Annotated in this window: 23 protein-coding genes and 1 pseudogene; 14 read left to right on the top strand and 10 right to left on the bottom strand. The window is 59.6% G+C overall.

The genetic code is table 11. From position 1 onward, the window contains the following. Positions 1-121: 121 nt before the first annotated feature. Both NW858_RS05780 and NW858_RS05775 read right to left on the bottom strand, forming a co-directional pair. Positions 122-1,309 carry an SBBP repeat-containing protein gene (locus NW858_RS05780; protein ID WP_414520096.1) on the bottom strand — a complete coding sequence of 396 codons (1,188 nt, stop codon included), beginning with the start codon at positions 1,307-1,309 and terminating at the stop codon, positions 122-124. Positions 1,310-1,410: 101 nt separating this feature from the next. Next, a complete protein-coding gene (locus NW858_RS05775; RefSeq protein ID WP_414510032.1) occupies positions 1,411-2,175 on the bottom strand; it encodes a gamma-glutamyl-gamma-aminobutyrate hydrolase family protein in 765 nt (254 codons plus the stop codon). A gap of 199 nt (positions 2,176-2,374) precedes the next feature. Here NW858_RS05775 and NW858_RS05770 point away from each other — a divergent pair, with 199 nt between their 5' ends. Beyond that, entirely contained in the window at positions 2,375-3,835 is a 1,461-nt protein-coding gene (locus tag NW858_RS05770; RefSeq protein ID WP_414335409.1) for a circularly permuted type 2 ATP-grasp protein, read from the top strand. Between the two features lie 9 nt (positions 3,836-3,844). Here NW858_RS05770 and NW858_RS05765 read toward each other — a convergent pair whose 3' ends face one another. The 5 genes from NW858_RS05765 to NW858_RS05745 form a co-directional block, all read right to left on the bottom strand. Next, the gene (locus NW858_RS05765) at positions 3,845-4,396 is read right to left on the bottom strand and encodes a gamma carbonic anhydrase family protein (protein ID WP_414368612.1); all 552 of its coding nucleotides are present in this window, start codon (positions 4,394-4,396) and stop codon (positions 3,845-3,847) included. Positions 4,397-4,579: 183 nt separating this feature from the next. Beyond that, positions 4,580-5,575, bottom strand: a complete 996-nt coding sequence (locus NW858_RS05760; protein WP_414520095.1) for an alpha-E domain-containing protein — start codon at positions 5,573-5,575, stop codon at positions 4,580-4,582. After that, positions 5,569-7,407 carry a hypothetical protein gene (locus NW858_RS05755; protein WP_414520094.1) on the bottom strand — a complete coding sequence of 613 codons (1,839 nt, stop codon included), beginning with the start codon at positions 7,405-7,407 and terminating at the stop codon, positions 5,569-5,571. The genes NW858_RS05760 and NW858_RS05755 overlap by 7 nt, the downstream gene beginning before the upstream one ends. 1 nt (position 7,408) lies before the next feature. Next, complete coding sequence (locus NW858_RS05750; RefSeq protein ID WP_414520093.1) at positions 7,409-7,861, bottom strand: cyclic pyranopterin monophosphate synthase; 453 nt, start codon at positions 7,859-7,861, stop codon at positions 7,409-7,411. Positions 7,862-7,954: 93 nt separating this feature from the next. Beyond that, positions 7,955-8,446: a Tic20 family protein gene (locus NW858_RS05745; RefSeq protein ID WP_414335419.1), complete on the bottom strand. Its 492-nt coding sequence runs from the start codon at positions 8,444-8,446 to the stop codon at positions 7,955-7,957. Between the two features lie 304 nt (positions 8,447-8,750). On the opposite strand from NW858_RS05745, the gene NW858_RS05740 reads away from it, so the two are divergent. The 4 genes and pseudogenes from NW858_RS05740 to NW858_RS05725 all read left to right on the top strand — a co-directional run bounded on the left by NW858_RS05740 (position 8,751) and on the right by NW858_RS05725 (position 10,663). Then, positions 8,751-9,218, top strand: coding sequence for a hypothetical protein (locus NW858_RS05740; protein WP_414520092.1), 468 nt, complete (start codon positions 8,751-8,753; stop codon positions 9,216-9,218). Between the two features lie 234 nt (positions 9,219-9,452). Then, positions 9,453-9,887: a hypothetical protein gene (locus NW858_RS05735; RefSeq protein ID WP_414520091.1), complete on the top strand. Its 435-nt coding sequence runs from the start codon at positions 9,453-9,455 to the stop codon at positions 9,885-9,887. A gap of 4 nt (positions 9,888-9,891) precedes the next feature. Beyond that, positions 9,892-10,050, top strand: a pseudogene (locus NW858_RS05730) (ABC transporter permease subunit); the annotation flags it as partial. 148 nt (positions 10,051-10,198) lie between these two features. After that, positions 10,199-10,663, top strand: coding sequence for an ABC transporter permease subunit (locus tag NW858_RS05725; protein WP_414520090.1), 465 nt, complete (start codon positions 10,199-10,201; stop codon positions 10,661-10,663). Between the two features lie 62 nt (positions 10,664-10,725). Here the strand turns inward: NW858_RS05725 and NW858_RS05720 are convergent, their stop codons facing one another. Next, the gene (locus NW858_RS05720; RefSeq protein ID WP_414335425.1) at positions 10,726-11,244 is read right to left on the bottom strand and encodes a MarR family winged helix-turn-helix transcriptional regulator; all 519 of its coding nucleotides are present in this window, start codon (positions 11,242-11,244) and stop codon (positions 10,726-10,728) included. Positions 11,245-11,800: 556 nt separating this feature from the next. On the opposite strand from NW858_RS05720, the gene NW858_RS05715 reads away from it, so the two are divergent. The 7 genes from NW858_RS05715 to NW858_RS05685 are packed head-to-tail and all read left to right on the top strand — an operon-like array spanning position 11,801 to position 15,740. Continuing rightward, positions 11,801-12,163, top strand: a complete 363-nt coding sequence (locus NW858_RS05715) for a cation:proton antiporter subunit C (protein WP_414335437.1) — start codon at positions 11,801-11,803, stop codon at positions 12,161-12,163. Then, positions 12,156-13,613 (top strand): cation:proton antiporter, encoded by a 1,458-nt coding sequence (locus NW858_RS05710; protein WP_414335427.1) that lies wholly within the window; start codon positions 12,156-12,158, stop codon positions 13,611-13,613. Before NW858_RS05715 ends, NW858_RS05710 begins: the two co-directional genes overlap by 8 nt. Then, on the top strand, positions 13,597-14,001 hold the full coding sequence (locus NW858_RS05705) for a Na+/H+ antiporter subunit E (RefSeq protein ID WP_414335429.1): 405 nt from the start codon (positions 13,597-13,599) through the stop codon (positions 13,999-14,001). The genes NW858_RS05710 and NW858_RS05705 overlap by 17 nt, the downstream gene beginning before the upstream one ends. Continuing rightward, positions 13,998-14,249 (top strand): hypothetical protein, encoded by a 252-nt coding sequence (locus tag NW858_RS05700; RefSeq protein ID WP_011430584.1) that lies wholly within the window; start codon positions 13,998-14,000, stop codon positions 14,247-14,249. The genes NW858_RS05705 and NW858_RS05700 overlap by 4 nt, the downstream gene beginning before the upstream one ends. Before the next feature lie 22 nt (positions 14,250-14,271). Further along, complete coding sequence (locus NW858_RS05695; protein WP_414335431.1) at positions 14,272-14,553, top strand: monovalent cation/H(+) antiporter subunit G; 282 nt, start codon at positions 14,272-14,274, stop codon at positions 14,551-14,553. A gap of 9 nt (positions 14,554-14,562) precedes the next feature. Further along, complete coding sequence (locus NW858_RS05690) at positions 14,563-15,084, top strand: DUF4040 domain-containing protein (protein WP_414335433.1); 522 nt, start codon at positions 14,563-14,565, stop codon at positions 15,082-15,084. After that, complete coding sequence (locus NW858_RS05685) at positions 15,081-15,740, top strand: Na(+)/H(+) antiporter subunit B (RefSeq protein ID WP_414336986.1); 660 nt, start codon at positions 15,081-15,083, stop codon at positions 15,738-15,740. The genes NW858_RS05690 and NW858_RS05685 overlap by 4 nt, the downstream gene beginning before the upstream one ends. A gap of 946 nt (positions 15,741-16,686) precedes the next feature. On the opposite strand, the gene psaB is transcribed toward NW858_RS05685, so the two are convergent. Beyond that, a complete protein-coding gene (gene psaB, locus NW858_RS05680) occupies positions 16,687-18,921 on the bottom strand; it encodes a photosystem I core protein PsaB (protein ID WP_414520089.1) in 2,235 nt (744 codons plus the stop codon). Between the two features lie 21 nt (positions 18,922-18,942). Then, positions 18,943-21,210: a photosystem I core protein PsaA gene (psaA, locus tag NW858_RS05675; protein WP_414510041.1), complete on the bottom strand. Its 2,268-nt coding sequence runs from the start codon at positions 21,208-21,210 to the stop codon at positions 18,943-18,945. A 331-nt stretch (positions 21,211-21,541) separates the two neighbouring features. Here psaA and ureC point away from each other — a divergent pair, with 331 nt between their 5' ends. Both ureC and NW858_RS05665 read left to right on the top strand, forming a co-directional pair. Next, positions 21,542-23,260 (top strand): urease subunit alpha, encoded by a 1,719-nt coding sequence (gene ureC / locus NW858_RS05670; protein WP_414335744.1) that lies wholly within the window; start codon positions 21,542-21,544, stop codon positions 23,258-23,260. An 83-nt stretch (positions 23,261-23,343) separates the two neighbouring features. Continuing rightward, a partial coding sequence (locus NW858_RS05665; protein ID WP_414520088.1) for an ABC transporter ATP-binding protein occupies positions 23,344-24,516 on the top strand: 1,173 nt, incomplete at its 3' end.

Raw genomic sequence — 24,516 nt, 5'->3', positions numbered from 1 at the left:
GAGGACGCCGTCCTGCTGACGCGAGCAGGGCTTTGCCTCAGGGGACTGTCTAGAGGCGTCTTGACAGCGCCTGTTTGAACTACGTGAGAACCCTACGCCTTGAGGCGGTGGGGGTGTCAATCTAACGGCCGTACTTGAGCACAAAGACATCTTTCAGACCAGCATGGGGCTCTCCGGCGAGGGATCCCCAGGTTACGCCTGCCACCCCGAGGGTGCCCTCTTGGTCTAGCGCCATGGCCTGGATCCAGTCGAAGTCAGCGCTGCCGAACTGGTGGCGCCAGAGCTCGCCGCCGTTGGTATCGTAGAGGCGGACAAAGGCATCGCTGCGACTTGCAGGGATCCCCTGGGTGGATCCTGCCACCCAGACCCTTCCGAGCCTATCCACGGCAATGGCCAGAGGGCGCTCCCCTTGCGCGCCGTCCCATTGGCGGCTCCAGAGCTCGTTGCCGTAGGGATCATACTGCCGCACAAAGACACTGTACCCCTGGAGCAAGGCCTGGCCAGCAGGAGCCTCTTGGGTATAGCCCGCCACCCAAACATTTCCCTCCTCTCCCACAGCGATGGCAAGAGTGCCGTCGCCCCCTTTGTTGGAAAACTGGCGCAGCCAAACCTGGTTGCCGCTGGGATCATACTGGCCGACAAAGCCGCCAGCCCTTGTGCGGTCGCGGACGAATCCGGTTATCCAGAGATTTCCTGCCCCATCGGCGGCCAGGGCAGTGACCTGGGCCCCTAGCTCGCGGACCCAGAGCGGTTTACCGTCAGCGTTGTATTGGCGCACAAAGCTCTTGCCTCCGCTATTCCCGGTTACCCAGACATTGCCCTTGCCATCCACGGCAATGGCAGTGACCTGGTCAGGCTCAGCACCGCCCAACTGCTGCATCCAGAGCTCCCGACCCTGGGGATCGTGCTTACGCAGGAAGATGTCTTTTGCGCCGGCATTGCTGTAGCCAGGGAAAGCGCCGTAGGTCACTCCTGCCACCCAGGTGTTCCCTCTCCTGTCCACTGCCACCGCCACAACTTCGTCTAAAGCAGGGGTGCCCAACTGCCGTGTCCAGAGCTCTCGGCCCCAGGCATCGTACTTGCGCAAGAAACCATCGCCACCCCCTGCCGAGCTTTGGCCCAAAAAGCTTCCCTCCGTTACCCCCGCCACCCAAATATTTCCCTTTCCATCAATTGCGATGGCGCGAGCCTCGTCAGAGGAAGGGGTGCCAAACTGACGCAGCCAAGGGCTGGGACTACAGCCAAAACCTAAACCGAAAAAAGCTAAGACACCCAGAACTGCTCTAGCCAGTGCCTGTCTCCTGCTCATAGGCCCTCTTTTGGGGGCACTGGGCAAAGCATAGCAAGGGCTCTCCCCGGCTATCGCGAGGGATAAGCCCCCGCCTCTTCTCCAGCAGCAGCACAGGATCCCTAGGCAACCTGAGGCATTGCTTCAGAGCTGGCCAGGCGCGGCGAAAACTGCAGCGCTGCCTGCACAAAGGCCTGAAACAGGCGAAAATGCTCAGCCTCTTCAAAGGTGAACTCGGGGTGCCACTGCACGGCAATAGCCCAGGGATGGGTTTCGTGCTCGATGGCCTCGATGAGCTCGTCGGGAGAACAGGCAGCCAAACGCCAGCCCGCCGGCACCCCCCAAACAGCCTGGTGGTGCCAAGAGACTACGGAGATTGCGTCGACGCCGACAATTTGCTGCAGGCGGGTGGAGCGGATGAGGCTGACGCTGTGGCGAACGGGCTTGCGATCGGCGGGGTTGAAATGATCCAGCTCGTCGTACACGTCGGGCACATGGGGGATCAGCTTGCCGCCGCTGACCACGTTCAGCAACTGCATCCCTCGACAAATGCCCAAGACCGGGATCCCTTGCGCCAGCGCGGCTGCCGCCAAGGCCATCTCAAAGCGATCCCGCTCGGCGCTGACGTGACGCACCTGGGGATGTTGGGGATCCTCTCCGTAGGTGCTGGGGCAAAGGTCGCCGCCTCCTGTCAACACCAGCCCATCTACCGCAGCCAGCAGCGCTTGTGGCTCACTTTCGCCTGGGGGAAAAAGAACGGGGATCCCGCCAGCAGCGCGAAGGGCATCCACATAGCGGCCCGGCGCCACAAAATCTCCCTGGCCGTTGCGGCTGGGGGTAGTAACGCCGATGAGGGGCCGATTTACAAAAGAGGGTGTCCGGTTCATTCCTCTACATTACATTGACAACAAAGCTGAGAAAGTACCGCCCGCCACCATAAACCTTGACAACTCTGGCTGACTGGGGGCAACCGGTATACCCCCTGTCCTAACTTCCACCACGATAACCGTAAAAGTAGCCGGAAGCACACTAGGCAAATCCAGAGCCGCCCACAGTAAAACAGGGTAGGGTTCGAGGGATCCCGACGTGCGTTTTGATACTTATGACCCAGGTGAAGGTTTTTACGATGAGCTGTTTGTGGGGCGCGGTCGGCCTCGCCCTGAGGCGATCCCGCTGATTGAGCGCCTGCATTCGCTGGGAGAAGGAGAGCTGCAGCAGCGGCAAGCGGCGGCCCAGGCAGCCCTCTTTCAGATGGGGGTAACCTTCAACGTCTATGGCGACAGCCAGGGCACGGAGCGGATTTTCCCCTTCGACATCATTCCCCGCATCGTCTCAGCTTCTGAGTGGCAGCGGCTGGAGCAGGGTCTGAAGCAGCGCATCCATGCCTTGAACCTGTTTATCGACGACGTCTATCACGACCAGAAGATCCTCAAGGATGGGGTGATCCCTGCTGAGCTGGTCGAGACGGCCAAAGGATTCCTGCGGCCTTGTATTGGGCTCAACCCGCCGGGGAGAATTTGGTGCCACGTCACCGGCACCGACCTGGTGCGGGATCGGGACGGGACTTGGTACGTGCTGGAAGACAACCTGCGCTGCCCCTCGGGCATTTCCTATGTGCTGGAAAACCGGCGGGTGATGAAAAGCACCTTTCCCTCGCTGTTTAACACGATGGGGATCCGCCCGGTGGACGACTACCCCAGCCACTTGTTGGATACCCTCCTCAATCTGACGCCGCCGCACCTGGCCAACCCGACAGTGGTGGTGCTCACCCCCGGCATCTACAACTCCGCCTACTTCGAGCATTCTTTTCTGGCCCAGCAGATGGGGGTGGAGCTGGTGGAAGGACGGGATTTGGTGGTGGCCGATGGCTATTTGCAGATGCGCACCACCAAGGGCCTGCAACGGGTGGATGTAATCTACCGCCGCATCGACGATGACTTCATCGATCCGCTGGTCTTTCGCCCCGATTCCCTCTTGGGGGTACCCGGCCTGTTTGAGGTCTATCGCTCGGGTCGGCTGGCAATTGCCAATGCCTTGGGGACAGGAGTGGCAGACGATAAGGTCATCTACGCCTATGTGCCCCAGATGATCCGCTACTACCTGGGAGAAGAAGCGATTTTGCCCAATGTGCCCACCTACTTGTGTTGGGATCCCAAGGATCAAGCTTATGTGCTGGAGAACCTGGACAAGTTGGTGGTGAAGGCGGCCAATGAGTCGGGCGGCTACGGCATGCTGATGGGACCGCGGGCCACACCGGAGGAGCGGGCCGCTTTTGCCGAGAAAATCCGCGCCCAGCCCCGCAACTACATCGCCCAGCCCGTTGTGTGTCTTTCCCGCGTGCCCACCCTCGTGGATTGGGGAGAGGGGCTGAGGCTGGAGCCCTGCCATGTGGATCTGCGGCCCTACATTCTCTACGGCAAAGAGATCTACGTTCATCCCGGCGGCCTAACCCGCGTGGCCCTCAAAAAGGGATCCCTAGTGGTCAACTCCTCCCAAGGGGGCGGCAGCAAAGATACCTGGGTGCTCTGCGGGGATCCCCGCTGCTGAGGGGTAGGCTTAGGCCCGAGCAGCAGGGCCCGGCCATCTGGCGAAACGACGGGCGTGTTGCAGCGCCAAATCCACATAGTGCTCGGCGTGGCGGCGCAACTGCTCCACCTCTTGGTCTGTCAGGGTGCGGATGACCTTGGCCGGGATCCCGACTGCCAAAGAGCGGGGCGGCAGCGAGCGGGTGACCACCGCTCCAGCCCCGACCATGCTGCCCGCCCCGATGGTGACTCTGTTGAGGATGACGGCCCCAATCCCCACCAGGGATCCCGCCTCGATGTGGGCGCTGTGGATGACGGCCCGATGGCCGACAGTGACCTCCTCGCCGATGCAGGTCGGCTGCTCCGGATCCCCGTGCAGGATCGCCCCGTCTTGAATGTTGCTGCGGCGGCCAATCACAATCGGTGACAGATCCCCTCGCAAAATGGCCCCGTACCAGATGCTCACCCCTTCCGAGAGCTGCACATCACCAATCAGCGTGGCATTGGCGGCCACAAAGGCTGCCTGGTCGATCCCTCGCGGCTGCTGCTCCAACCCCACTCTCCAACCAGCAACAACTTCCATCAATCCTACCGCCAGTAACGGTGCGGCAATTCCCGGCTTCCCCAGTGCTCTGCACCGCCTTTGCCCCGGCAGCTGACCAGATGCAAGCATACAACAGCCGTGAAAGAGATTAACCCCCCTCTCCCTTTGGGAGAGGGGCTGGGGGTGAGGGCTGGGAGAGGGGCCGGGAGTGAGGGGTTTCGGCTAAGCTTGGCGCTGCAGGAGCAGAGGGGGGTCAGCCGTCTGCAAAGGGCGAATGGCAAAGAAACTTTCGTAGATGCAATCGCCAACGTGATTCATTTGCAATTGCAACTTGTCGAGAAATTCGTGTAAGCCCTGCTCCATAATCTCATCAATAGTGAGGTAGTCCAGCTCAGAGCGCAGCCGTCCCAAAGCCCGCTCACTGGGATCCCGCCAAGTATCAGCAGGGGTTCCAGTAATCTGGTGTAGGGAGCGATCGGCGTGAATGAGACAAAACTGAATGGAGCGGGGAAATTGCCGATCCAAAATCAGGAAAGAGGCCACCTCTCTAGGGTTAATGCGGTGTTGGCGGCTGTATTTTCGATACATTTCATAAGCGCTGGCCGACTTTAGGAGAGCAATCCACTGCAATTCATCCAGGGGCGTGCCCACATCCTGTACAGAAGGCAGCAAAATAAAATACTTAACATCCAGAATGCGAGCCGTTTTGTCAGCCCGTTCCAAAAGGCGGCCGATTTGTCCAAAGTGCCACCCTTCCCCGTGGGTCATAGTGGCATCCATCACCCCAGCAAAGAGATGGCTGGCCAGCTTGACTTCCGTGAAGAAATCGTGGAGCTGGCTCAGATGCGGCCACTGTTGAGCAGCTTCCGTCACCATTAAGTAGAAGCGATTCACCCGCTCCCACATTTCCGAAGAAATGATCTCCCGCACAGAGCGGGCATTTTCCCGTGCCAGCCGCAAGCAGGAAAAAATCGAGTTGGGATAATCCCTATCAAAAGCCAGAAACTGGATCACCGTTTCCTGGGTCGCCTGGCCGTAGCGCTGGTAAAACAGCTCCTGATCCCCAGTGGTGGAGATGATGGGATCCCATTGCTGAGCTGTGCCACTAGGTGAGTCGAGGATGAGGTTTAGGTTGACATCGATAAAACGGGCAATGTTCTCGGCCCGCTCCACGTAGCGGTTGAGCCAGTAGATGGAATCGGCCACGCGACTCAACATGGTGTTGCCTCCTCTGTTGTCCTCAACCCCAACAGACGGAGCAGCCGCCGCAGCTCCACCAGCAGCACTCCTGCCACGCCGGTCAGGATCCAGCCCAGCCAGTCCGCCGCCGTGCCCAAGTAGCGCACCTCCACGCGGTGCTCCCCCGGCGGGATCCGCACTTGCAACAGCCCTGGCCCGTTGTATTCAGCAGCTCTGAACCGTCCATCAATTTGTACCCGCCAGGCGGGGTAGTAAAACGTGCGCAAGACTACAGCTTGCTCCTGACCGGTGGGGTTAAGCGCCCGAAAGCGACGGTAGCCGTAGCGCCACTCTTCCACCTGGAGCCGCGCCGCCGGATCCTCTACCTCGCCTTGCCACTGCAGCAGCGGATCCACCTGTGGGGGCGGCATGGGCAGCGTCGCCTGGCGGGGCCGGTATTCCAGCCCATCCACCAGCGCCAGCCCATCGGGAAAGCGCCAGTGCATGTGCAAGAAAGCAATGCCCGGCCGCTCTTGGGGCTCGTTGGGGAACTGCTTGGCTGCAGCGAGTTCTTGAAAAGTTTGGACAAGCGGTGGATCAAAGCCGGCTTTGGACACCAGTTGCAAGCCCTGCCAGGTTTGGACTGCCATGGCCAGGCCGAGCCCCACCAGCAAAGGGAGCCGCCAGCGCTTGTGCCCCCATCCCCACCCAGCTAGAGATCCCACTAGCCAAGGCACGGTTACCGCCGTCACCGCCATCCAGCGCCAGGAGAACTGAATCCGCCGCAGGGGCAAAACCCACTCGTAGAGCCAAGCCAGCAGATCCGTCATCATCAGCAGCGCCACCAGGCTGGCTCCCAGGCTGTAGAGCAGGGTGGCTCTGGCAAGAGATTCGGCAGCACCACTTTCCTGGCAGGAGAAACTCCTCCCCGACCGGCGGGCCAGCCATTCTAGAAAAATCAGGATCCCAACCCCTCCCAGAACCGCCGCCATCCAAACCCAGTACCCCACCAGGTTGCTCTCAAACCAGTGCTCTGTCCAGCGCGGCTGCAGCTGCATGAGCCCGCTCACCATCAGGCGATGGTGGGGTGTATACTCGTCGGCAAAGTTGACAAAATCCACCTGGACATGCCGCTGATCCCAAAAGGCTGGCAGCAGATAAAACGCCGTCCACCCTAGCCCCAGCCCAAACCCCAGGTAGCAGCGCCCCACCCTGGGCCAGAAGGGATCCCTTCCCCCCACCACCCAAGGCAGAGGCAGCCAAATCAGGGTAAACACCAGCAAGGTGGGCAGGTGGGACAGCGCCAGCAGGCCATAGCTCAGGGCCAAAGCCGCAACCGGCCAGATGGACTGGGGCCGGCAGATCGTCTGCAGCGAGGCCCAGAAAATCCAGGGGGAGACGGCAATGGCCCACACTTCCCCTATGGCTCCCCTTTGGTAGATATCCACCAGCCAGTAGGGGCCGGCCATGCTCAGCAGGGCCAAGACCAGCGCCAAAGCCCAAGGAAGCACCTGCCGCAGCAGAAGGTACAGCCCCAGCCCCAAGACCGCCATCGCTAGGCCCATGCTGGCCACCAAAGAGCCGAGCATGTCCAGCCCCAGGGCTCGAAAGGGCAGGGTGGCCACCATACCCAGGGGCGGATAGAAGGCAAAGGTGGGGTTGCCATAGCCAAAGTTGGAATACTCCAGCCAGCGGGGGTAAAACTGCCCGCCGAAAAACTGGCGCTGATACTGGAAGGCCCAACTGAGATTGAAGTGAGTGGAATGGGTGATGGGGTAGCCCCGCTGCAGCATTGGCCAGAGCAGTGCCAGCACCCCGGCCAGCAGCGCGATCCCGATAAGCCCTCCCGGTTGGTGCAACCTCTTCAACATCTCACTGGGACGGGCTATTCTGATCGAACCCAGAAGGCCCGGAACTTCCCCCATACTTGCACAACAGGCGGATATTCTCGATCACCATCGCCTTTTCCAAGGCCTTGGCCATGTCGTACAGGGTGAGGGCAGCCACTGCAACCGCCGTCAAAGCCTCCATCTCCACTCCGGTGGTGATGCTGGTCAAGGGGAAAGGATGACACAGCGGGATCAGCTCGGCAGTGCGCTTGGCGGCCATGATCCCGGCCAGCCGAGCCGCTTCCACCACGTTCCCTTTGGGCCCTTGACCGGCCAAAATGGCCTCTAAAGTCCTTTCTGACATGCGTACCTGCCCTTGGGCAGTGGCCAAACGGGCAGCCAGGGGCTTGTGTCCCACTTTCACCCTCTGTATCCGACCGGAAGCGTCCAGGTGGGTGAGGGTTGGGCCAACATCAGAGGTCAAATCCGACGGCACCCCAGCCTCCTGCAATCCTTGAAAGCTGCAACAGCCGGCTCAGGCTCCAGTGAAGTCGTCAAATCAGCAACCAAGCCCTCAACTTGAGAACTGTTAGTAGCGAATCCAAGCATAGGCGGCATCGGAGAGCACCGGCACCTCGGCATAGTGACCGCGCACGTTCTGCACCCAAGCATAAAGGGTGACAGCGATTACCCCAAGCAGGGCAGTGGTGGCCAAAATGCTAACAAGCGCTGCCAAACCAAGGCTGCCAAAGAGCATAGCGAACACCTGCATCAACACTTGCACCAAAAACAGGGCAATGTTGAGCAGCAGCGCCTGCATCGTGTTGAAGCGAACAAAATGGGCGACGCGGCCGTTGCGGATTACGAAAAAGAGTAGGGCAAAAAACAGCCCCATGCCCAGCCAGCCCGTGGCCAGAGGCAGCAAACGCAGCAGCGGACTAAAAATGGGGATCAAACCTGGCAGAGATTGAAACAAACCAGAGGGCACAAAGCCGAAGGGCAGAGCCGATACCAACGGCAAAAGGTAGGGAAGGGATCCCCAGAGCCGATCGATGGGAGTGATGTTGCCGCGCCAGGTCATAATCCGTCGATCCCCTTAGTGCAGTGGCCATTGAAGCAAGTTTGCCGGTCGGTGCGCTCTCGGAATCCCTAGATGGGAAGAAGAAAGCGACACCCGAGCTTTGGGCCTATTGTAGTCGATGGATTTTGGCGACTCAACACGCTCGACCGCAAGCCGGCCTCAGCTTTCGAGTGAGCAGAACAAATATGAGTGGGCAAGTGTTCACGGTGAGCATCCTCCTTCATCCGGGCTGGTATAATCGCTGGCAATTCCTTTCTCCATCACCGGTCTTTTGGGTTCTTTAAGTCTTTTTTCGGCTTCGACCATGAAGATTTCCTCCTTTCCTGTTGCCCGCCTTGTGGGAGCTTTCCTCTGGCAAGCTTGGTCTGGTCTCATCGGCTTTTTCAACGACCGCCTGTTGCCGGAGCGCTACCATGTTCGGCCCGAAGCTTTGCCGGAGGGGCTGGCCCAGCTTTGGGCCCGTTATCTGCGCTACCGGCAAGCATCTCGTCCAGGGGCAATCCAGTTTCGCGGCCTGACGGTGGAGCCTGGACGGGATCTGCGCTCGGCTCGTCTTGAAGCTCGTCCGCTCCGCTACCGCGGCTGCCCTGTGGAGACGGTTGCCCGCTGCGGGGATCCCTCTCCTGCCGGCCAACTTCTCACTGAAAAAGCTTTTGTGCCTCCCTACTGGAGACTGCTCAATACATTGCGCTTGAAGTTGAGCCTGGCCGATATCGATCGCTATTCGGTCACCCCGGCTCTGCAGCGGGTTTACCGTGGCCAAGTGTTCTAGCGGTTTATCTCCCTACGGGTGGCTGACCCCACGGTTGAGGCGCTGCCGCTGGTAGATGTTGGGCTGACCAGCTTGTTTCTCCTGAGCAGCGGGGGGAGGAGCTCCAGATACCCGCCACCTTTAGCTAAAAGCCGCAGGAGCCCCGCTCCCTACCGCCTAGCGGTCGGAGTTGGGTAGTTTACAAGTCCTTGAGCTGCAAACAAAAAGGCTCTGAAAGACCAAGAAAAAGCTAAGGTGGTGCGGCAACGCGCCCGCATCGCGAACAGCCGGGGAGATTTTCTGCACCACCTTAGGACTCGATGGTTGCGTGAAAGCCGAGCCATCGAGGTGGAAGAGCAGGCGGTCGGCAATGGGCAGGCATCCCAAGCGGGCTCAATCCATGTTTTTCGGTCGATGCTCGAGCCAATTTTAATCGGGTTGAGCGCTGTGCTCTGGGGCGGTCTCTGGGGCTACGCCACGCTGCTGATCGTGTTGGTGAACTTCAAGGAGCAGGGATCGGTTTACGCCTACCCCATGCAAGTGGTGTTGGATCGCTTTGTGGAATCTTTGGGGCTGGACTGGCTCAAAGCTTTGCATGCCATGCAACTGAAGCCGCTGCGCCAGATCAGCTATGCCCTGTTTGGCGCTGTCACCTTAGGGGTGGTCTGGATGCTTTGGGTGTTGGGGTGAGGCAATGAACGCTGCTCAACTGGTCGCCACTCTCTCTACTGCCATTGCCACCGCCACACCGTTGGTCTTCGCCAGTGTAGGAGAAACCATCACCGAGCGAGCAGGGGTGATCAATCTCTCCGCAGAGGGGACGATCATGCTGGCTGCCATGGTTGGGTTCGCCGTGGCCAAGCTGACGGGAAGCCTGGTGTTGGGCTTTTGGGCTGCCGCTGCTGGGGCCACTTCTGTTCCGAAGGGATCTGCTGCTGTATGCCAGCTATGCGCTGATTGGGGGAACTTGGTTCTTTTCTTATCGCACCCGGCCTGGCCTGATGCTGCGGGCCATGGGAGAACAGCCGGCAGCAGCCTTTGCCCGTGGCACCGATGTCATTTTCTGGCGCTATGTCTACACCCTCGTGGGAGGGCCCCTGCTGGGCTTGGCAGGAGCCGCTTTTTCGCTGGATTTCAAGGCCGGCTGGAGCCACCGACACACAGCAGGTTACGGCTGGATTGCTTTGGCCATCGTCATCTTCGGCGGCTGGAACCCCTTGGGGGCCTACCTGTTCGGCATTTTGCAGTCCTTTGCCGGGGTTGCCCAGACCACCATCCGCGCCGTGCCCGCCCAAGTTTTTACGGTGGCTCCCTTTGTGTTGATGATTTTGGTGTTGGTGTTCACCTCCGGGGAATGGTGGGAGTACGGTCTGCGCGGGATCCCACCTCGGCTGCGGCGCTGGATTCAGCAGGCGGCGCGAGCCACTCCGCCGGCAGCCCTGGGACAGCCATTTGAACAAGGCTAGAGACCCGGCTCGGGGAGTCTCTGGTCAACCGGCTCAATTAAGAGAAAATCTAAGGGTGCATCCTAGAAAATAGCGTGCAGCTTTTTGAGACAGGCCTGGATCTCCGCCAGCTCGGAGGGATCCAACTTTTGGAAGCGCTCTTTCAAGTAGGCGATGTGGGCCGGAAAAATTTCCTCAAACAGTTTCTCCCCCGCCTCTGTCAGCACGACCCTGAAGCAGCGGCGGTTCTCTGGCGGCACTTGCCGGCGCACCAGCCCCTTCTGTTCCAGACGATCCACAATGCCGGTCAGTGTCCCTTTGGTAACCAGGGTTTTTTGGGCCAAGACATTCATGGTCATGCCGGGAGTGTTGCCGAGGGTCACCAACACATCAAATTGGGGGGCGGTCAGCCCCATTTGCCGAATGTGAACCCCGGCATAATTTTCAAAGGCTTGGTAGGCCCGCACCAGATCCCGCACCACCCCCAAAAAAGGCTCACGGGCCGCCAGAATTGTTCGCGTCGACGGGACGGAGGAGTCTTCAGGCTTGCGAACCTCGCTTTCCGGAACGTCAGGCAGGGCAGGGTCGACAGGAGTGGGCATAGTTGAAGATCGCTGAAGGGGACTCACCCCCAGAGGAAAGTCTCGGCTCCATGATAGCCGACTGTAGTATAGTTCTAACGCAAATTAACGATGCTTCCGGCAGCAGCTCCAACCGTATCCGCATCCAGGGGCAGGACTGAGCCAGGGTGGAGGCTTTTCCGGCGGGGAGGGTCTCGACGACCTGTCGCTCACAAGGGAGCTGCTGCTGCAGAACCCAGAACTTCGTCCCACTAGCATAAGTAAAAACAGCCTAAACTGCGAGCAGCCCCCATTGATTCTGACTTTGCTATGAGAGGTGTATGACCAGGATCCCACCAAGCCCCAGAGCTGACCGGCAGTTGGCTCAAGCTGCCTACCTGGATCTGCAACTCTTTCGACTTCGGGATCCGGCCTTGTTGGGGAGATTGAGATCCCGGCAGGGTTGCAACCTGCCACAGACTGTCTGGCACCGGCCCTCTAGCTGCTGCGACCGCGGAAGCTGGATACTGATCGCGTAAGCGGGACGAAATGAACGACTTAGCAACCGGATGGCTCGAGCGCAGCAAGCGAGGTGCCCATGTTAAATGCCGCCATCACCCTCACGATCTTCCTTGGCTTTTGGGGAGTCGTGGTCAAGCGCAATCTCATTATGAAGATCCTGGCCATGGATGTCATGAGCACCGGGGTCATCGCCTTCTTCGTGATCTGGGCCGCCCGCAGCGGTGTGTTCACCCCTATCTACAAGCCCTGGCGCGAGCTGGACTATGCCGACCCCGTACCTCAGGGGATCATCCTCACGGCCATCGTCATCGGTCTGTCGGTACAAGCCCTGATGTTGGTGGGGGTGATGAAGTTGTCCCGCAACCATCCCACCCTCGAAGTGGAGAGCATCGAACAGGCGGTCGCGTCAGCGGGGCGGAGCACTTTTACCGATGACTGAGCTGACGCTGGTCTGGGTGGCGCTACCCTTTTTGTTTGCCTTTGCCACCTACTTGATGCCCGCCTTGACCCGTCCCAGCTTGGTGGGGATGGCCGCGCTGACGGTGGCCTATGCAGTGTACCAGGGGGGGTTGCCGGGAACAACTGCGGCGCCGTTAGAGCTTCAGTTGCTGGATCACTTCGGGGTGACGCTGCGGATCGACGCCAACGCAGCAGCCATGCTCTTGGCCCATGGACTGATAACGCTGGGGGTGGCGCTGTATCTGGATCGGCGCTTTGTGGGCAGCCGCTTTCTGGCCATGCAGTTGCTGATCGTCCACGGCAGCGCCAACGCCGTCGTCATCAGCGCCGACCTGATCAGTGTCTATGTTGCCCTAGAGGTGCTCAGCATTGGTGTGTTTTTGCTGCTCACCTACGGGCGCCGGGCTGAGTCCCAGCCGACGGCAGGGGATCATCGCGACCGCCAGCTTTGGGTGGGGCTGCGCTACCTGTTCATGAGCAATGTGGCCATGCTCTTCTACTTGATGGGCGCAATCCTGGTCTACGTGCGCACCGGATCCCTGGCGATGAGCAGCCTGGCCATGGCTACCCCCACGGCTTTGGCGCTGATTGCCGTGGGTCTTTTGGCCAAGGGGGCGGTCTTCGTCGCCGGCCTGTGGCTGCCCCTCACCTACATCACCGCGGATCCCGTTATCGCGGCGGTGCTCAGCGGCTTTACGACCAAAGCAGGTGCCATGGCCTTGGTGCACTGCAGCGAGGCTTCGCCGGCCTTGGCCCAGGGGTTGTCCTACTTGAGCGCCGGCTCAGCCGTTTTTGGGATCCTCCTGGCTTTGATGGCCAGCACGCCCCAGCGCCTTTTGGCCTGGAGCTCGGTCTCGCAGATGGGATTTGTAATTGCCGCCCCTCAGTGGGCAGGTTTGTACGGCCTGGCCCATGGGTTGGCAAAGCCTCTGTTGTTTGTGGGGACGGCGATAACGAGTCGCTGGCGCTGGCCGATGTTGATCTTGGGGGCGGCCTCTCTGGCAGGGGTGCCCGGCAGTTTGGGGTATGCAGCCAAGGCCCTCACCTTGTCGGCTCTGGATCCCTGGCACGAGTGGCTGCTGGTTGGGGTTACCATCGGCACCACCTGTGTGGCTGTGCGAGTGCTGCGGTCATCTCCTTCTCAAATCAGCGGGAACATCCCCTCCAGTTGGCAAGACCAGGCGGCCTTGGCCCTTTGGGGCGGCGGCTTGCTCTGGGGCTGGCTGCCGGCGGCCTACGACGTCGATAATCTCCTTAAGGCACTGCTCAGCTTGGGTGCCGGGATCCCCCTGGGCTGGTTTTGGGAGCGGATCCCTTGGCAGAGAAGGTCGGTGAATGAGGGGCTGGAGGCTGTGGTGGGCGGCTTGAGTGTGGTGTTGGTGTTGGTTTGGGTTTTGTTAGCTGGGTGGAATTATGGGACGCTACCCTGAGTTGGGCTTACTGGAAATTGGCCTGCGGCTTTTGATTTGGTTCCTGCTGACGGGCAATCTGAGCTGGGACAATGTGGCCATCGGGGTGGCGGCGACGCTGCTGCTGCCTCGTCAGGCCTCTGCGCCGGTGCGGTGGCGGGATTGGGGACGGGTGCTCAAGGAGATTGTTTTCGCCGTTCCGAAAGCTTACTGGGAGGCCTTTGAGATGATCCTCAGGCCCCACACCGTAGAGGAGGTTGTATACAAACAAACTCTCCCCAATCGTTCGGCGGGGCTGGTGTTTCTCGATATCTTTTTGATTACTTTTACGCCCAAAACCATTGTGCTCAATTGCGATGCCCAAGGCACCTACGAGGTGCATCTGCTCAAACCACGGGAGGAGGCGTGAACCTACTGCTGTTTCTGCTGACTTTGACCCTATGCCTGCCGCTGTATGCCGCCTGGCTGAAGGAGGATATTTGGCAGACGATGCTGGCTTTTGCCAGCTTATCCACCAAGACGGCCATCCTGGTTTTGGTGGTATCCGTGGTGCGGGATGACTGGATGATTGGGATCGTGGGGGTCTTGATTTTGTCGGTGGGTAACGCGGCCCTGATGCTGCTGGCCCACGTGCTCAAGCGCTTGGAAATGCTCTAAAGATATTCTTAGTCTGGGGAATATGGAAATCTTAATGGAAGCTCTCAGCTATCTTCTGTTTGGGATCGGGGTGCTGTTTTGGCTGTGGGGAACGGCGCCGCTCCTTGGGGATCGCTCGATTTTGTTTAAGCTGCACGGCCTTTCGGTGTCCGACACCCTGGGATCCATGAGCATCATACTGGGGCTGTTGCTGCGGATCCCAAGGGAGTGGCCTCTGCTGGTGTTGGCGCTGATTTCCTTGGCCATTTGGAACACCATCTTGGGCTATGTGCTGGCGTTTTGCTCGCAGCGCAAGTCCCTATAGGAGGACAGGATGGAAGAGACCTTGTTGCTGGTGATCGCCCTGCTGCTGCCCTTGACGGCAGGCTTGGTGGTGACCCAGACCAATCCCTATCATGCCTTGGTGATGCGCGGCATTCTGGGATCCATCGCTGCTCTGATCTATGCCTTGTTTGGGGCGGCGGATGTGGCGCTCACCGAGGCGCTGGTGGGCACCATGCTTTCCATTACGCTCTATGCCATCGCGGTGCGTTCCTCGTTGAGTATGCGCTTGGGCGTTCTCGAAGGCAGTCCTGTGTTGGAGGCCGGTACCTCAGCAGCACAGCAGTTGTTACAGCAGATGCGCCAAGCACTACAGCGGTACCACATGCGTTTGGAGTTGGCCGTCTATGGGAGTTCAGAGGCCTTGTTGGCTGCCCTTCACAGCCGAGAGGTGCACACCATTGCCCTTGAGCCCGATGAGGAGGTGGCAGAGTATCGCTTGGTAACGCGCGTGCCCCGCCTGCAGGCCATCTTGGCGCAACAAGCCCTGCTTTCTGAGGTCTTCTTGCCATGAGGTGGTTGTATGGGGTGGCGGTGCTGCTGGCAGCATTGCAGCTCGTGGTCGCCGATGCAGGAGCTGTTTTGCCTGCTGTTGAACCTGTATCGACTCTAGCCGGAGAAAGCGGCGTGCCCAATACGGTGACAGGTTTGATCTTGCGCAACCGCCTTTACGACACGGTTTTCGAAGTAGTTGTATTTTCCGCGGCAATTCTGGGCGCGCAATACCTGCTGGCGGATGAGCGACCGACGGCCAATGTAGCTCAATTTACCGACATTCCCTCGATCGTGCTGGCGCGGGTGGGGGCCACCATTTCTGCCCTGATTGGGGTGGAGCTGGCCATTCGGGGTCACCTGACGCCGGGTGGGGGGTTTGCCGCCGGCGTGGCGGGAGGAACGGCAATTGGCTTGGTGGCGATCACCGCCTCTTCGACCTGGATGGAGGCCATCTACAAGCGGTGGCAAGCCGCGATGTGGGAGAAGCTGTCGGTGGTGACGTTTATCGGCGTGGCTGTCATCGCCCTGGCCGGTTGGGAGCTGCCCAAGGGCGAGCTGGGATCCCTTTTCAGCGGTGGCTGGATCCCGATTCTCAATATTTTGGTGGCGATCAAGGTGGCGCTGGGATCCTGGGCGGCAATCTTAATTTTTATTCGCTACCGCGGCCTGTTATGAGGGTCTAGATGGGTTGATGGGAAGCACCTCTGTCCCGGCAAAAAATTACCGACATTGCAGATAAGGACTCAACTGCGCTGCCCCACTGGACGCAAAAAAAGGGATCCCGTTTAAGTTTAGTGCAATGGATTAGATCAACGGCTTTCACCTTTACACTGTTTTGCTGCTTTCAGATCTCAAGATCTCCCAGACAATACGGAACACTTTATAGGCAGGATACAGTAGAAGGAGTGCTAATATCCGCCAATGGCCGTCACTCAAAATAACATTGATTGGACAACGGCAAAATACTGCCCAGAAGGCCACTATGGAAATGAGGGGAGTTGAAGCATATACAATTGATTTTGAGTGTCGATAGTTCCAGTATTGTGAGAGCTTATCCAATCCCCAAGATATCAGGTCAAGTAAAAGAAACGCAAAAAGAAAACGTAGCAGAAAAGTAGGAGGCTGAGGAAATCCTAATACCCAAACGAAAAAGCCTGCGACTGCTACAGACCCTGATGTGATTAAGATTTTTTCAATGACTCTGATCAAGAGGCTGGCTAGAGTACTTTTCTGGCTTTTATTGTCCTCTGACAAGATGCCTGCCATTTTTCACCTTCCTTGTCTATCGCAAGAGCAATCCGGAAATTCTCACTTACTCGGCTTTCTGCGTTTCATGAATAGTTGATGGTTAGTTGTTGAACAGATCCCAAACATACCTGCATCCAGCAGTAACTGCCCCCACTAAATACCTCTCTACTGGTGCAAGCAGTAAGCATAGCAACCTTCAACTCGCGATATTTTTGACAACTTTTCTCAACTAGAGGCAGCCTAGGATTAGCGCGAGCAAAAAGTCAATGCAACTTTGTGAAACTTAACTTTCTAGTCGTCTAAGCCAACCCAATAAAAATCCCCCGCCAATGGGCGAGGGATCCAAGCCATCTATTGACATCTGGGTTATTAGTTACCCAGACTGGGAGGCTGTCGAGGCGATAACAAAGGCCGCGTAGGTCAGGACATACCCCACTGTGAAGTGGGCCAGACCCACCAACCGACCCTGCACAATCGACATAGCCACCGGCTTATCTTTCCAGCGGATCAGCTTGGCCAAGGGGGTGCGCTCGTGCGCCCAGACCAGGGTCTCGATCAGCTCTTGCCAGTAGCCGCGCCAGGAGATCAAGAACATGAACCCAGTCGCCCAGACCAAGTGGCCGAACAGGAACATCCAGGCCCAAACCGCCAGGTTATTCATTCCGTAGGGGTTGTAGCCGTTGATCAACTGAGCCGAGTTGGCCCAGAGATAATCCCGCAGCCAGCCCATCAGGTAGGTGGAGTTCTCGTTGAACTGGGCGGTGTTGCCGCTCCAGATCCCCAGGTGCTTCCAGTGCCAGTAGAAGGTCACCCAGCCAATGGTGTTCAGCATCCAGAACATGGCCAGGTAGAAAGCGTCCCAGGCGGAGATGTCGCAGGTGCCACCCCGACCCGGCCCGTCGCAGGGGAAGCTGTAGCCAAAGTCTTTTTTGTCCGGCATCAGCTTAGAGCCGCGGGCATCCAGCGCCCCTTTGACCAGGATCAACGTCGTGGTGTGCAGGCCGAGAGCAATGGCGTGGTGCACCAGGAAGTCGCCAGGGCCAATGGGCAGGAAGAGGAACCCGTTGGGGTCGTTAATGGCTTGCAGCCAGCCGGGCAGCCACACGTTGCCGTAGTTGGGCCAAGCCGTAGAGGCGATGCTATCCGGGTTGGACAACAGCACGTCCATGCCGTAGATCATCTTGCCGTGGGAAGCTTGAATGAACTGAGCAAACACCGGCTCGATCAGGATCTGCTTCTCCGGCGTGCCAAAGGCTTGCATGACATCGTTGTGGACGTACAGCCCCAGCGTGTGGAAGCCCAAGAACAGCGATACCCAGCTCAGGTGGGAGATGATCGCCTCCTTGTGATCCAGCACCCGCGCCAGCACGTTGTTCTTGTTGGCTTCGGGATCGTAGTCCCGCACCAGGAAGATGGCCCCATGGGCAAAAGCCCCCACCATCAAGAACCCAGCAATGTACTGGTGATGGGTGTAGAGAGCCGCCTCCGTGGTGTGATCCATGGACATGAACACGTAGGGGTTGAGGGCGTACATGTGCTGCGCCACCAGCGAGGTCACCACCCCCAAGCAGGCCAGCGCCAACGCCAACTGGAAGTGCAGGGAGTTGTTGACCGTGTCGTAGAGGCCCTTGTGCCCTTCGCCCAACAGGCCCCCGAAGGGAGTGCCCTTGGGCGGGTTGTGGGCGCCCAGGATCTCGCGGATGCTGTGGCCGATACCCCAGTTGGTGCGGTACATGTGGCCGGCGACGATGAAGATGACCGCAATGGCCAGGTGGTGGTGGGCCATGTCTGTCAGCCACAGGGACTGCGTGTTGGGGTTAAAGCCGCCCAAGAAGGTGAGGATGGCCGTGCCCGCCCCTTCTGCCGTGCCCCAGACGTGGTTGGCCGTATCTGGGTTCTGGGCATACACCCCCCAGTTGAGGGTGAAGAAGGGCTTCAGTCCCGCCGGGTGGGGCAGCGTGGTGAGGAAGTTGTCCCAGCCCACGTGCTGACCGCGCGACTCGGGGATGGCCACGTGCACCAGGTGGCCCGTCCAGGCCAGCGAGCTGACGCCGAACAAGCCGGCCAGGTGGTGGTTGAGGCGGGCTTCAGCGTTCTTGAACCAGCTCAGGCTGGGCCGGAAGCGGGGCTGCAGGTGCAGCCAGCCGGCAAACAGGAACACCGCCGCCAACAACAGCAGGCCGATGGCACCGGTGTAGAGATCGCCGTTGGTGCGCAGGCCGATGGTGTTGAACCAGTAGTAGAGGCCGGAGTAGGCCGCGTTGACAGGGCCACCGCCCCCAGGTTGGGTGAAGGCTTCCACCGCCGCCTTGCCGAACTGGGGATCCCAGATAGCGTGGGCGATGGGGGTGACGCCGGTGGGGTTGGCCACCCATTGCTCGTAGTTGCCTTGCCAGGCGATGTGGAAGACGTTGCCCGAGGCCCACAGGAAGATGATCGCCAGATGGCCGAAGTGGGTGGCAAACAGCTTTTGGTAAAGCCGCTCCTCAGTCATGCCATCGTGGGTCTCGAAGTCATGGGCGGTGGCAATGCCATACCACAGACGTCGAGTGGTGGGATCACTGGCCAGGTCTTGGCTGAATTGCGGAAAACGAGTTGCAGTTGTCATGATTCTCTCTTCCTCCTTGCCTTAGCCGAGTGCGGCAAACCGTGCCAGGAAGAACGCCCACGTGGTGACGATCCCACCCAGCAGGTAGTGGGCCACACCGACCGCCCGACCCTGGATGATGCTCAGGGCGCGGGGTTGAATGGCCGGAGCGACTTTCAGTTTGTTATGCGCCCAGACAATCGACTCAATCAGCTCCTGCCAGTAGCCACGGCCGCTGAACAGGAACATCAAGCTGAAGGCCCAGACGAAGTGGGCGCCCAAGAAGAGCAGCCCATAGGCCGATAGCGCCGAGCCGTAGGAGTTGATCACCTGCACCGATTGCGCCCACAGGAAGTCCCGCAACCAGCCGTTGATGTTGACGGCGCTGGCTGCAAAGTTGCCGCCCGTGATGTGCTCAATCGTGCCGTCCGGGTTGACGGTGCCCCAGATGTCGCTCTGCATCTTCCAACTGAAGTGGAAGATCACAATCGAGATGGCGTTGTACATCCAGAACAGCCCCAGGAAGACGTGATCCCAGCCGGAGACCTGGCAGGTGCCGCCGCGGCCTGGCCCGTCGCAGGGGAAGCGGAAGCCCAGCTTGGCCTTATCGGGGATCAGTCGGGAAGAGCGGGCAAAGAGCACTCCCTTGAGCAGGATCAACACCGTGATGTGGATGGTCATGGCGTGGATGTGGTGCACCATGAAGTCCGCCGTGCCCAGCACCATCGGCATCATGGACACCTTGCCGCCCACGGCCACCACGTCGCCGCCGAAGATGGGGCTCACCGAAGCGCCCACGTAGGGAGCGGTGCTGGCGATGGCGTTGGTGTGCAGGGATTGAATCCACTGGGCAAAAATGGGCTGCAGTTGGATGCCGGTGTCCGAGAACATGTCCTGCGGACGGCCCAGCGCCTGCATGGTGTCGTTGTGGACGTAGAAGCCGAAGGCGTGGAAGCCCAGGAACAGACACACCCAGTTCAGGTGGCTGATGATGGCGTCGCGGTGGCGGATTACCCGATCCAGCACGTTGTTGCGGTTTACCGCCGGGTCATAGTCCCGCACCATGTAGATGGCCCCGTGGGCAGCGCCGCCAACAATGAACAGTCCCCCTATCCACATGTGGTGGGTAAAGAGGGAGATCTGCGTGGCGTAGTCGATGCCCATGTAGGGGTAGGGGTTCATGGCGTACATGTGCTGGGCCACGATGATGCTCAGGGATCCCACCATGGCCAGGTTGATGGCCAGTTGGGCATGCCAGGAGCTGGTCAGCACTTCGTAGAGACCCTTGTGGCCTTCGCCGGTGAAGGGGCCCTTGTGGGCTTCCAGGATCTCTTTAATGGAGTGGCCGATGCCCCAGTTGGTGCGGTACATGTGGCCCGCCACGATAAACAGCACGGCAATGGCCAGGTGGTGGTGGGCCTGATCCGTCAGCCAGAGGGCGCCGGTTTGCGGATCCAAGCCCCCCTTGAAGGTGAGGAACTCCGCGTACTTGCCCCAGTCCAACGTAAAGAAAGGCACCACCCCGCTGAAGAAGCCCCAATCCACACTGGGGAACATCTCCTTCATCAGGGCCGGCTTGAGGATGAACTCGTGGGGCAGAGGGATCTGAGCCGCCGGCACGCCCGCATCCAACATCTTGTTGATGGGGATGGCCACATGAATTTGGTGACCGGCCCAGGCCAGAGAGCCCAGCCCCAGCAGGCCCGCCAGGTGGTGGTTGAGCATCGACTCCACGTTCTGGAACCACTCCAGCTTGGGAGCCCGCTTGTGGTAGTGGAACCAGCCGGCAAACAGGCAGAGGCCAGCCATCACCAAGCCACCAATAGCGGTGCAGAGGAGTTGAAACTCATTGGTGATGCCGGCAGCCCGCCAGAGGTGAAATAGGCCCGACGTGATGCGGATCCCTTCAAAACCGCCGCCCACATCGCCGTTGAGGATCTCCTGGCCAAAAATGGGCCAGACCACTTGGGCGCTGGGCTTGATATTGATCGGATCCGCCAGCCAAGCGGAGTAGTTGGAGAACTGAGCGCCGTGGTAGTACATGCCGCTCAGCCAGACAAAGACCACCGCCAGGTGGCCGAAGTGCGCAGAAAAGATCTTGCGAGAGACGTCTTCTAGGTCGCTGGTGTGACTATCGAAGTCATGAGCAAGAGCGTGGAGGTTCCAGATCCAGGTCGTGGTCTTGGGGCCACGCGCCAGGCTGCGATCGAAGTGTCCCGGCTTGGCCCATTTCTCAAATGAGGTGGGAACCGGATCGATATCAACCGTCACCTTAACCTTTGGCTCTCGCTCCTTGGGTGTAGTTGTCATCAAGAACTCCTCTCTTGCGACAAGGAACGAAGCATTCCCGCCCATCGTCAGGAAACCCCCCAGGGCGGGACTTACCAGGCATTATAGGTCAGGGTTTGTAAACCCCCCGTCGCTTCACAATAATTAAACGAGGGATCCCTTGTCTGATCGGGGTCGGCGTCGATTGGCAATCGTTTTTCCAATTGTAGATGTAAATATATGTAACGAATTTTCACCAACCCAATCTGCTCTGGTGAAATGAACGCTGGGAACTGGGCAACGGGCAGCAAGGGATCCTCTGGGCGGGGATATGTGGTAGAAAGCTGACAGCTTCCTGCGCAGATGTCCTTCTATGACTCTGGAAATTCCCCGTCGCCAGTACGTCAGCAACTACGGCCCCACAGTAGGGGATCGAGTGCGTCTGGCGGATACCGAGCTGATCATCGAGGTGGAGCAGGATTTCACCACCTACGGCGAGGAGATTAAGTTCGGCGGCGGCAAGACCATCCGCGACGGCATGGGGCAATCGCCGACGGCCACCCGCGCCAACGGGGCTCTGGATCTGGTGATCACCAACGCCCTGATCTTGGACTGGTGGGGCATCGTCAAAGCCGATGTGGGCATTCGCGACGGCTACATTGTCGGCATCGGCAAGGCCGGCAACCCCAACATCCAGACGGGGGTGACACCAGGCATGGTGGTTGGCCCCAGCACCGAGGTGATTGCCGGCGAAAACTTGATCCTGACGGCAGGCGGGATCGACGCCCATGTGCATTTCATTTGTCCTCAACTGTGCGAGTTTGCCATCGCTTCGGGAGTGACTACCCTTTTGGGTGGCGGAACCGGGCCGGCCACAGGCAGCAACGCCACCACCTGCACACCGGGGGCCTGGAACTTGGGGAAGATGTTGCAGGCGGCGGAAGGGTTTCCGGTCAACTTGGGCTTTTTTGGCAAGGGGAACGCGGCGTTTCCTGAAGCTCTGCGGGAGCAGGTGGAAGCGGGGGCCTGCGGGCTGAAGATCCACGAAGACTGGGGATCGACGCCGGCGGTGATCGATAGCTGTCTGCAGGTTTCGGATGAATACGACATCCAGACCCTGATCCACACCGATACCTTAAATGAGTCGGCCTTTGTGGAAGATACCATCGCCGCCATCAATGGCCGCACCATTCACACCTTTCATACTGAAGGGGCCGGAGGTGGGCACGCCCCCGACATCATCCGCATTGCTTCCGAGCCCAACGTGCTGCCCAGCTCCACCAATCCCACCCGTCCCTTTACCCGCAACACCATCGAAGAGCACCTGGACATGCTGATGGTGTGCCATCACCTGAGCAAAGAGGTGCCAGAGGACATTGCTTTTGCCGAAAGCCGCATTCGCCCCCAAACCATTGCCGCCGAAGACATCTTGCACGACATGGGGGCCCTCAGCATCATCTCTTCCGACTCCCAGGCCATGGGCCGGGTGGGAGAAGTGATCATTCGCACCTGGCAAACCGCCCACAAAATGAAAGTGCAACGGGGGCCTCTGCCGCAGGATAGCAGCCGCAACGACAACTTTCGGGCCAAGCGTTACGTAGCCAAGTACACCATCTGCCCTGCCATTGCCCAGGGCCTCAGCCACATCATCGGCTCGGTAGAGGTGGGCAAGCTGGCGGATCTGTGCCTGTGGAAGCCGGCTTTCTTTGGGGTTAAGCCGGAGATCGTCCTGAAGGGGGGCTTGATTGCCTATGCCCAAATGGGGGATCCCAACGCCTCGATTCCAACTCCGCAGCCGGTGTACCCTCGGCCTATGTTCGGCAGCTTTGGCCGCGCCCTGAGCGAGACCAGCCTGCTCTTTGTCTCCCAGGCTGCCCTAGACCTGGGGATCCCAGAAAAACTGGGGATCCAACGCCGGGCCGTAGCGGTCAAGAATTGCCGCGAGATCGGCAAGGCGGATTTGAAACTCAACAGCAGCACACCTCACATCGAGGTCAACCCGGAGACCTATGAAGTACGGGCCGATGGAGAATTGCTCACCTGTGAGCCGGCAGAAGTCCTGCCGATGGCGCAACGATACTTTTTGTTCTAGGCTTTTCTCAGCTTGAGGGTCGAGCATCTGGGATACGACTGACAGCGGAACGGATTGGCTAACCCTAGCCGCGTAACCTGAGCATGGGCCACCTTGTTCTTCGCCATCTCAGCAAACGCTTCCACAAGCAAGGGATCCCTGCCCTGAGGGACTTGTCTTTGACAGTGGAGCCAGGGGAGATCTTCGCCCTGCTGGGCCCATCGGGCTGTGGTAAGTCCACCACTCTCAATCTCATCGCCGGCCTGCTGGAGCCGGATCCCTGGCCCCATCCGGGAGAAATTTGGCTGGACGGGATCCTGCTCAACCCTCGGCCACCAGAGCGGCGCGGCGTGACTTTGCTCTCCCAGCACAGCCGTCTGTTTCCCCACCTGAGCGTGGGGGAAAACGTGGCTTTTGGCCTGAAGATGCGGGGTGTTCCCCGGGCAGAGCGAGAGGCAGCGGCCTTGCGCATGTTGGAGCGGGTACAATTGGCCGGGTTTGCTCAGCGCCGGCCCAGTCAGCTTTCGGGCGGACAGGCGCAGCGGGTGGCCCTGGCGCGGGCCTTGGTGATCCGGCCCAAGCTGCTGCTGTTGGATGAGCCTTTATCGGCTTTGGATGCCAACCTGCGCCAAGAGATGCAGGCCTTGATCCGGGAGCTGCAGGCGGAAACGGGTGTGACGACGGTGCTGGTTACCCACGACCAAGTGGAAGCCACGGCCATGGCCCACCGCATTGGCCTGATGTTTGCGGGGCAGTTGCACCAGGTGGGATCCCCGGCGGAGTTTTATCAGCGGCCGCGCTCCGAGCGGGTTGCCCGCTTTTTTGGCGGGGTCAATTTTCTCGATGCTCAGGGGGAAGGTCACCAACTTCGCCTCAGCACCGGGATCCTCTTAAAAAGCGCTGTGCCCCTCCAAGGTCAGGTGCGGCTGACGGTGCGCCCGGAGCAGGTGCAGGTGTTTCCCCAGCCGCCGGGGTTGGCCGAGAATGTTTTCCCGGCCCAGGTGGTGGCGGAGCGCTTTGCGGGCCCTCAGCGCCGGCTGCAGCTCCGAACCGGCTGGGGCAACCTAGAGGCGTGGGTGAACCCCCACCAGATGTTTGCGCCCGGGCAGGCGGTGTGGATCCATTTGCCGCCAGAGGCTTTGTGGCCTGTGGAGGGGGAGCCCTCACCCCCGGCCCCTCTCCCAGCCCAAGCGCTCCGCGCCGCTCACGCGACCACCCCCAGCCCCTCTCCCAGCCCTCACCCCCGGCCCCTCTCCCAGGGGGAGTCTTCCCTCACC

The sequence above is a fragment of the Synechococcus sp. H55.10 genome, assembly GCF_047502715.1.
Lineage (GTDB): Bacteria > Cyanobacteriota > Cyanobacteriia > Thermostichales > Thermostichaceae > Thermostichus.
Note: the sequence above shows the minus strand (reverse complement) of the source record. Positions and strands in the feature narration are given on the sequence as shown.

What these genes read in the sequence shown, in the direction of transcription:
- NW858_RS05780 (WP_414520096.1), bottom strand. Translation starts at nt 1,309, where the DNA reads ATGAGCAGGAGACAGGCACTGGCTAGAGCAGTTCTGGGTGTCTTAGCT.
- NW858_RS05775 (WP_414510032.1), bottom strand. Translation starts at nt 2,175, where the DNA reads ATGAACCGGACACCCTCTTTTGTAAATCGGCCCCTCATCGGCGTTACT.
- NW858_RS05765 (WP_414368612.1), bottom strand. Translation starts at nt 4,396, where the DNA reads ATGGAAGTTGTTGCTGGTTGGAGAGTGGGGTTGGAGCAGCAGCCGCGA.
- NW858_RS05760 (WP_414520095.1), bottom strand. Translation starts at nt 5,575, where the DNA reads ATGTTGAGTCGCGTGGCCGATTCCATCTACTGGCTCAACCGCTACGTG.
- NW858_RS05755 (WP_414520094.1), bottom strand. Translation starts at nt 7,407, where the DNA reads ATGTTGAAGAGGTTGCACCAACCGGGAGGGCTTATCGGGATCGCGCTG.
- NW858_RS05745 (WP_414335419.1), bottom strand. Translation starts at nt 8,446, where the DNA reads ATGACCTGGCGCGGCAACATCACTCCCATCGATCGGCTCTGGGGATCC.
- NW858_RS05740 (WP_414520092.1), top strand. Translation starts at nt 8,751, where the DNA reads ATGAAGATTTCCTCCTTTCCTGTTGCCCGCCTTGTGGGAGCTTTCCTC.
- NW858_RS05725 (WP_414520090.1), top strand. Translation starts at nt 10,199, where the DNA reads ATGCTGCGGGCCATGGGAGAACAGCCGGCAGCAGCCTTTGCCCGTGGC.
- NW858_RS05720 (WP_414335425.1), bottom strand. Translation starts at nt 11,244, where the DNA reads ATGCCCACTCCTGTCGACCCTGCCCTGCCTGACGTTCCGGAAAGCGAG.
- NW858_RS05715 (WP_414335437.1), top strand. Translation starts at nt 11,801, where the DNA reads ATGTTAAATGCCGCCATCACCCTCACGATCTTCCTTGGCTTTTGGGGA.
- NW858_RS05710 (WP_414335427.1), top strand. Translation starts at nt 12,156, where the DNA reads ATGACTGAGCTGACGCTGGTCTGGGTGGCGCTACCCTTTTTGTTTGCC.
- NW858_RS05705 (WP_414335429.1), top strand. Translation starts at nt 13,597, where the DNA reads ATGGGACGCTACCCTGAGTTGGGCTTACTGGAAATTGGCCTGCGGCTT.
- NW858_RS05695 (WP_414335431.1), top strand. Translation starts at nt 14,272, where the DNA reads ATGGAAATCTTAATGGAAGCTCTCAGCTATCTTCTGTTTGGGATCGGG.
- NW858_RS05690 (WP_414335433.1), top strand. Translation starts at nt 14,563, where the DNA reads ATGGAAGAGACCTTGTTGCTGGTGATCGCCCTGCTGCTGCCCTTGACG.
- NW858_RS05685 (WP_414336986.1), top strand. Translation starts at nt 15,081, where the DNA reads ATGAGGTGGTTGTATGGGGTGGCGGTGCTGCTGGCAGCATTGCAGCTC.
- psaB (WP_414520089.1), bottom strand. Translation starts at nt 18,921, where the DNA reads ATGACAACTGCAACTCGTTTTCCGCAATTCAGCCAAGACCTGGCCAGT.
- psaA (WP_414510041.1), bottom strand. Translation starts at nt 21,210, where the DNA reads ATGACAACTACACCCAAGGAGCGAGAGCCAAAGGTTAAGGTGACGGTT.
- ureC (WP_414335744.1), top strand. Translation starts at nt 21,542, where the DNA reads ATGACTCTGGAAATTCCCCGTCGCCAGTACGTCAGCAACTACGGCCCC.